The 962-nt window shown below is 67.4% G+C and carries 1 protein-coding gene; it reads right to left on the bottom strand.

The genetic code is table 11. The features are described 5' to 3' along the window. Positions 1 to 386 precede the first annotated feature (386 nt). Positions 387 to 869 carry a lytic transglycosylase domain-containing protein gene (locus tag HC022_RS27520; protein WP_040383732.1) on the bottom strand — a complete coding sequence of 161 codons (483 nt, stop codon included), beginning with the start codon at positions 867 to 869 and terminating at the stop codon, positions 387 to 389. Between the last annotated feature and the right edge of the window lie 93 nt (positions 870 to 962).

The following is a 962-nucleotide window of genomic DNA, read 5'->3' on the forward strand; positions in this document are numbered from 1 at the left end:
CCCCAGCCATCCTCCGGTCGGTGACCTCTCGTCTGTTTCTCGTTTCCCCTCTCACCTCTCTGCCCTCCACTGGCAGTGTAGGGCGCGCTGCGGGCGTCCTTGCCGCCCGGCGTGATGCTGGCTTAGGCGGGCGGATCTGAGAGCACCGTAGCCCTTTGGTTCGCCATCGGGTCACCAGCCCCGTCGCTCGCGATCGTTCCAACAGCCCTTTTGGCCGCCAGCCGGCCGAAACGCCATCCATGGCGCCAGCCATCGAGACCGGTGACGCGAGCGCGTGCTCTCGGATTGAAGGCTCGGCGCGGCCTCGGACCCAAGCCTCCGGCAGGACGCGACGGAGAATCAAACGTCGCCCGCGCTCGGGATCGAGCCGTGCCGGAACGACCGCCTCAGCCCGGTCGCAGCCCGGTCTCGACCAGCATACCGCGGCGCTTGGCCTCGTAGTAGTAGCCCCGCGCATACCAGCCGATGGCGCTGTCCTGGCTGCCGTTGGACAGAAGCCACGCGCCCCGCAGGTATTTCACCCCGAACCGGAGGTTGGTGTCCGCGTTGAGCAGATCGCGTGCCTCACCCTGGAATCCCATGGTCCGCGCGGTCTGCGGCAGGATCTGGAGCAGCCCGTAGTAGGGACCGTTGCGCGCTGTCGGGGTGTGGGTGCTCTCGCGGATCGCCAGACGGTGCACGAGCGGGCGCGGCACCTCGTAGTGATCGGACCACTTGTTGATGAGCTGGCGCAGTTCTGGCGTTTCGTTGGGGTAGAGCGGCGGATCATACCGCCCGGGCTTGGCCTCTTCGCGAGCAGGCCCACTGCTGCAGGCGGCAAGCGCTCCAAGAATGAGCAGGAGCCCCGCACGGCGCGAGTAGCTGGTCATCATCGAATCCCTGGCAACGACGTCGCGGATCTCTAGCCCAACATCGCAAATCTGCCTATCCCGCAGGGCCGCGCGGTCCGGCGCATGGGCGCT

Origin of the sequence: Salipiger sp. HF18, from assembly GCF_011806505.1 — a bacterium.
In the GTDB taxonomy this organism is placed as follows: domain Bacteria; phylum Pseudomonadota; class Alphaproteobacteria; order Rhodobacterales; family Rhodobacteraceae; genus Salipiger; species Salipiger thiooxidans.

Bases quoted from the DNA above. Each gene is read 5' to 3' on its own strand.
- HC022_RS27520 (WP_040383732.1), bottom strand. From the start codon at position 869: ATGACCAGCTACTCGCGCCGTGCGGGGCTCCTGCTCATTCTTGGAGCG.